Source organism: Pseudogracilibacillus amylolyticus (SeqCode) (assembly GCF_051918545.1).
GTDB lineage: Bacteria > Bacillota > Bacilli > Bacillales > Amphibacillaceae > Pseudogracilibacillus.
The window spans coordinates 1-5,246 of sequence record NZ_JBPPZG010000245.1; the positions used below are offsets into that span (position 1 = coordinate 1).

General features: G+C 35.6%; 3 protein-coding genes. 1 reads left to right on the forward strand and 2 read right to left on the reverse strand.

Annotated elements, in window-relative coordinates; translation table 11 throughout:
- Nucleotides 1-390: 390 nt before the first annotated feature.
- Together ACPYKA_RS18500 and ACPYKA_RS18505 are read right to left on the reverse strand one after the other, a co-directional pair.
- Entirely contained in the window at nt 391-570 is a 180-nt protein-coding gene (locus tag ACPYKA_RS18500; protein WP_479543678.1) for a hypothetical protein, read from the reverse strand.
- A 636-nt stretch (nt 571-1,206) separates the two neighbouring features.
- Nucleotides 1,207-2,796 (reverse strand): PucR family transcriptional regulator, encoded by a 1,590-nt coding sequence (locus ACPYKA_RS18505; RefSeq protein WP_479543679.1) that lies wholly within the window; start codon nt 2,794-2,796, stop codon nt 1,207-1,209.
- A gap of 1,009 nt (nt 2,797-3,805) precedes the next feature.
- Here ACPYKA_RS18505 and ACPYKA_RS18510 point away from each other — a divergent pair.
- The gene (locus tag ACPYKA_RS18510) at nt 3,806-5,179 is read left to right on the forward strand and encodes an NAD(P)-dependent oxidoreductase (protein ID WP_479543680.1); all 1,374 of its coding nucleotides are present in this window, start codon (nt 3,806-3,808) and stop codon (nt 5,177-5,179) included.
- Nucleotides 5,180-5,246 lie beyond the last annotated feature (67 nt).

Sequence of the window (5,246 nt, forward strand, 5' to 3'; positions counted from 1 at the left end):
CTGGAATAAAAGGAAATGTAATTCGCTTTTTAACACCGCTTGTTATTACTGATGAAGAGTTAACGAAGGGATTAACTATTTTAGAGAAAGCTTTTGATCAAGTTTAAAACTTGTAAATAAGAGTAAAGATTTCTTGATTCAAAGCTATTTATAAAAAAATATTTGGAGTAAGTTAGATGAAAAGTCTGTCATAACTAACGTCTTATACACTCTCTTTACTTACTCCATTTATTAATATTATAGGGCCTTAGCGCCCTATATTTTTTTAATTTGTATTGGAAATGAATTATTTAAAAGTTTAATAATACTTATGGAGAGAAGATGTACCGTTCTCGGAATATAGCCTTTATGGATATCAATTTCTACCATGTTTCGTTCTCGATTTCTCCCTCAATCCGTTGCAAGCGCTGGCTGGCTTTTAAACGGATCATCTGTAATCAATTCCCGAGTTTCGCAAAGCTTATACAGCTCAGGAATGGCAAAACCACTATCTCCACGAATGATGATATCTACGTTATGAATAATTCGGGAGTTAAGCGCTGAACTTCGCGGAATCGTCGCTAAACCCACCGAATTAGCCCCAGTACTCACTGAATCAAACTTTTCTTACCTATATAAAAGGGAAAATATCAATCATAAAAAAAATTTCCAACAAAAAAGTTCACAATTTAGACACAAACTATTGCCTTTATGGAATAATTGTATTAGAATATTACTACAATTCAGTTAAAGGGGCGTTGCTACATGAAAATAGTTGCAAGTGGATTTGTTAAATTACTTGTATCTTACTTAGCAGTTGTATTTGTAATAATGTTTTTGCCCGTATTTTTATTAACGACAGATTTCTCGGTATTTGATAGCATAATGAATTACTTGTTTAACAATAAGTCTAACTAAGGTTGAATTGGAAATGTACGTAGAGCACTTGATTTCAGTGCTCTATTTTATTTGAAAAACTTCTTTTTTAGCAGATAAGAAAGTTTAAAACTTTCCTACTGCTCACTGGCTAAAATCGCGACGTCCTGGGACTGTAGCTACGCTTTCGTCCCACCGTAAAGATTTGTCTCAGGCGCCAGTACTAGCACGTCCTGTGCGTCGTAAGTGCAACTTTAGTTCTCGCCAAGGCTTGCACTCTAGAGCATAAGTGCAACATCACCTCTGGCTTTCGCCAATCGGTGTGTTTTCTTTAACGATAAGCCAAGTTTTCTAAAAGTCCATATCCACATCAACATACTTAAGTGCATGAATGGAAAATTCAATCATAAACCGATGTTGAGGATTCATGAAATCATTTCCAATTAACGACTCTATTCTGTTTAATCGATGATATAGTGTTTGTCTTACGATATGTAATTCTTCAGCAGTTTCATTTTTAGCGCCTTGATTGTTAAGATATACTTGTAATGTTTTGATAAGCTCCGTTCCTTTTTCTTTATCGTATTGAAGTAATGGTGCTATATAGTCTAAGATTATTTCCTTGATGTCATCTTTATTGTCTAAAAGATCAATGAGTCGATAAAACGCCAGGTTTTCATAGAAAGGACTTTTCATTAATTCAATATTTTGTTGGTAGTTTAATGTCGATAACGCTGTTTGGTAACTCTTACCTAACTGCTCGTAATTAGAAATTATCTTTCCGAAGCTAATCCACTGTAATTCGCTCTGTATAAGCGGGTCATTGTTTTTTTCATATACGTTTTTAAGCACTTGTTCAAGTCGTTTTATTGGATTGCTTGATTGTTGATTGATTAATAGAAGAATGAAATTATTATCTCTATATTGATCTCTTACCGTTAATAGTTGAAATCCATGTTCAAGTAAAATAGGTCGCAGAAGCATAATGAGTGCGGTCTCAGAATTATTTGTACCTATATCTTTTCTCAGAAGTGAATTTTGGATGGGTTTGACTCCAATAATCGCTTCTTTTATAAGAATGCCAGGAGTCTCTTGATGAATTTTTGCAATGATTTCTTCATGTGTTAATGTTCCGGCAATAGCTTCATGAATCCATTCATTCTTTTTCAAATGATTTTCCTCTTTTTGTTGATGATGTTTCCAGAAGTATTGGCCAAGGATTTCGCCACATCTTTTTAGTCCTAGTTCTTCAAATTGAGTGATGTCCCTTTTGTTTTTCAACATGTATAGCGTTGCAACAATGTTCCCAAATAAATTAATCGGGTATTCCTTGTAATTTTTGTTTTCGTTTAATTCATGCTTATTGATCATTTGATACAATCGCTTTTTAGAGGGAGCGGGAAAGAATCGATATTGCTCATTATATTTCAGTGCGATTGTTTGTTCCGTTTCTTTATGTAAAATCCTTAAAAAGTCTCCTACATTTCCATTTGAGATTAGTTCTTTGTTTAACTGATTATATAGATTCTCTAACTTCCACCATATATCTTCATGGTAGCCAAGTAATAATTCATGTAAGTCTTTAGTAATATCAATAAATCTGACCTCTTCTGTAAAGGCAATAATCGGGAAATCATGCTGTTCAGCTAAATCTAGCATTTTTTGAGGAAGTTCTTTTGTGGTAAATATTAATTCAACACAAAGCGCTGAGACGTTGTAATCTAATAATTGCTGTAAATAGGACAAACTTTTTTCTTCATCGTGTGCCCAGCCGATTCCAGTGGACAGAATGACTTCCTTGCCATTCAGTAAGTGTCCGAATCTGGCAATTTCAACAATATGAGCCCATTCCACCTTACGATCTAATCCGTTTTTCCCAGACAAAACTTTTGCTTTTTCGAAAAATGGTCTTTTAAGAATATTCCTGACCAATAAAGGCATCATGTCTCCTCCTGCACATATGTTATTCAAAATGTTAATGAAAGCGGTATCTAAATTTAACATATTGTCCAATGTGTTACCAATTAATTGAATGTATTATATATTCCAACAATATATTAAAGGTATTCTAGCTTTATAAGTTGAATAAAGATATTATAGTTAAAAACTTCTTAAGAAAAATTAACATCTAGCCTACATATGAATCGATCGCCTTCAGCAAAGTTTATAGTCCTGTAATGAGATTGTGGCGACTATGAAACCATTCAACTGTCTTTTTCACAACAATAATACAACATAAAATTTTAAAAAACAATAACAGATTAATAGAAAAATAGGGTTACTGAAGTTTTCTAAAGATTCCCACCCGTTAATGGGCAAGGAAGCTATCAGCAGTGGGATTCTTGAATGACTAAGCGTTCTCGGTCCATTTCAGTTTTGAACAGCCTATAGCCCTTCATATCCAGTGCAAATAGCAAATATGGCTAGTGCACAGCTTTTCGTTCTATGTGTTTAGCGTTTTTACCGATAGAATGATTGGGCTACCTGAACCTTATACAATATCTAGGTTAATGACGAGCAAGTTTTAGCGACTTATGCTTCTCTATAAGCCAAGTGTAGCATATTTTCAGACAATTTAGATAGCCATTCTATCACTATAACTCCATGTCTAAAGACGGGCTGCGTTCTGCATGGGCGTTCTCGTTCGGAAAATCGGTAAGGTAACTTGTGGTGTCAAATGATATCCATTTGCTTCATCTGTGGAAAAGTGAACCATTCCGGGATTAGTAGCCATTTTTTTAGGAGGTGAATATTTACCACATAGTTGTTAGGCATTATTAAGGGGGATTTAGATAGTAAAGTTTATTTTGGCAGATAAGAAAGCAAATCCTTTCTTACTGCATAGTGCAACCAAGGAATTCGCCGTAAAGGATTGGCGAATGCCTAGTTTTCTAAGTATAAGCTATAGCGGCAGTTAGAACGTAAACATTTTCACAAGGAGGTTGTCTACATGAGTCATCTTACAAAATCCAGAATATCGCTCACAAATTTAAGTGAAAACTTTGAAGAAGTAGATCCTGGGTTAACAAATCAAGAAGCAATCGAAGAAGCACATCGATGTCTTTACTGTTATGACGCGCCATGTATTACGGCATGTCCGACTGGAATTGATATTCCTACCTTTATAAAAAAGATTGCATCAGGTAATTTAAAAGGATCAGCTAAAACAATTATGACAGAAAATGCTGTTGGAGCTAGCTGTGCGCGTGTTTGCCCAACGGAAGAATTATGTGAAGGAGCTTGCGTACTCAATAATTCTACTGAACCGATCATGATTGGAAATCTACAGCGTTATGCTACTGACTGGGCGATTAAAAATGAACAAGTATTGTTTAAGCCCGGAAAGAAAAATGGGAAATCTGTTGCAGTCATAGGTGGAGGTCCGGCAGGTTTATCTGCTGCTAGAGAACTTGGACTATTAGGCTATGATGTGACGATCTTTGAGTCGGAAGAAAAAGCTGGTGGACTTAATTCGTATGGAATCGTTTCGTTTAGGCTTCCTCAAGCGATATCTTTTTGGGAAGTGGAGCAAGTTGAACGTCTAAATGTAGACATTCGTACAAATACAACTGTCGGTAAAGATATTACTGTTGATGAAATCCTTGAAAGCTACGACATAGTAATTCTAGCAGTTGGAATGTCAAAAGTTCCAAATTTGGGGATAAGCGGCGAAGATTTAGATGGTGTCTATGATGCAATTGAATTTGTAAAAGATACAAAGACGAAACCATTATCAGATAAATTTTTAGGAAAAAATGTCGTTGTTATTGGTGCAGGTAATACCGCGATTGATGGTGCAACATGTTCCGTTCGATTAGGTGCAGAGAATGTGAAGATTCTCTATAGGCGTACGGTAGATGAAATGACAGCGTACGACTTTGAGTATGAATTTGCCAAGCAAGATGGAGTTGAATTTAGATGGTTGACTACTCCAACAAAAATTATTGGTGATGAAAATGGCCGTGTAACTGGAATCGAATGTATAAAAATGGAGTTAGGTGAACCTGGAGAAGATGGGCGTCGCCGTCCAGTTCCTATAGAAGGATCTGAATTTACTCTTAAAGTAGATGCTGTTATTAAGGCGATAGGGCAATCTAGATACATGGATCTCATTGACCAATTTGGTATAAAACATCGTGATGGAGTCGTAACAGTTCATCCTGAAACACTGCAAACATCAAATGAAAAAGTATTTGCATGTGGAGATGTTATTTTTGGAAAAGGACAGGGGGAAGCAATGGTCGTTTCAGCTGCCCAGCAAGGTAAAAAAGTAGCCTATGCAGTCCATAAAATGTTGTTCAAAAATATTTCAGAAACAGCATAGTTAAGGTTACGTAGGAGTGTAGCCTTTTATTGGGTTTAACGACGATATATAGAGGAGGTAAAAAGAT

Coding starts and splice junctions, on each gene's coding strand:
- ACPYKA_RS18505 (WP_479543679.1), bottom strand. CDS start 2,796: ATGCCTTTATTGGTCAGGAATATTCTTAAAAGACCATTTTTCGAAAAA.
- ACPYKA_RS18510 (WP_479543680.1), top strand. CDS start 3,806: ATGAGTCATCTTACAAAATCCAGAATATCGCTCACAAATTTAAGTGAA.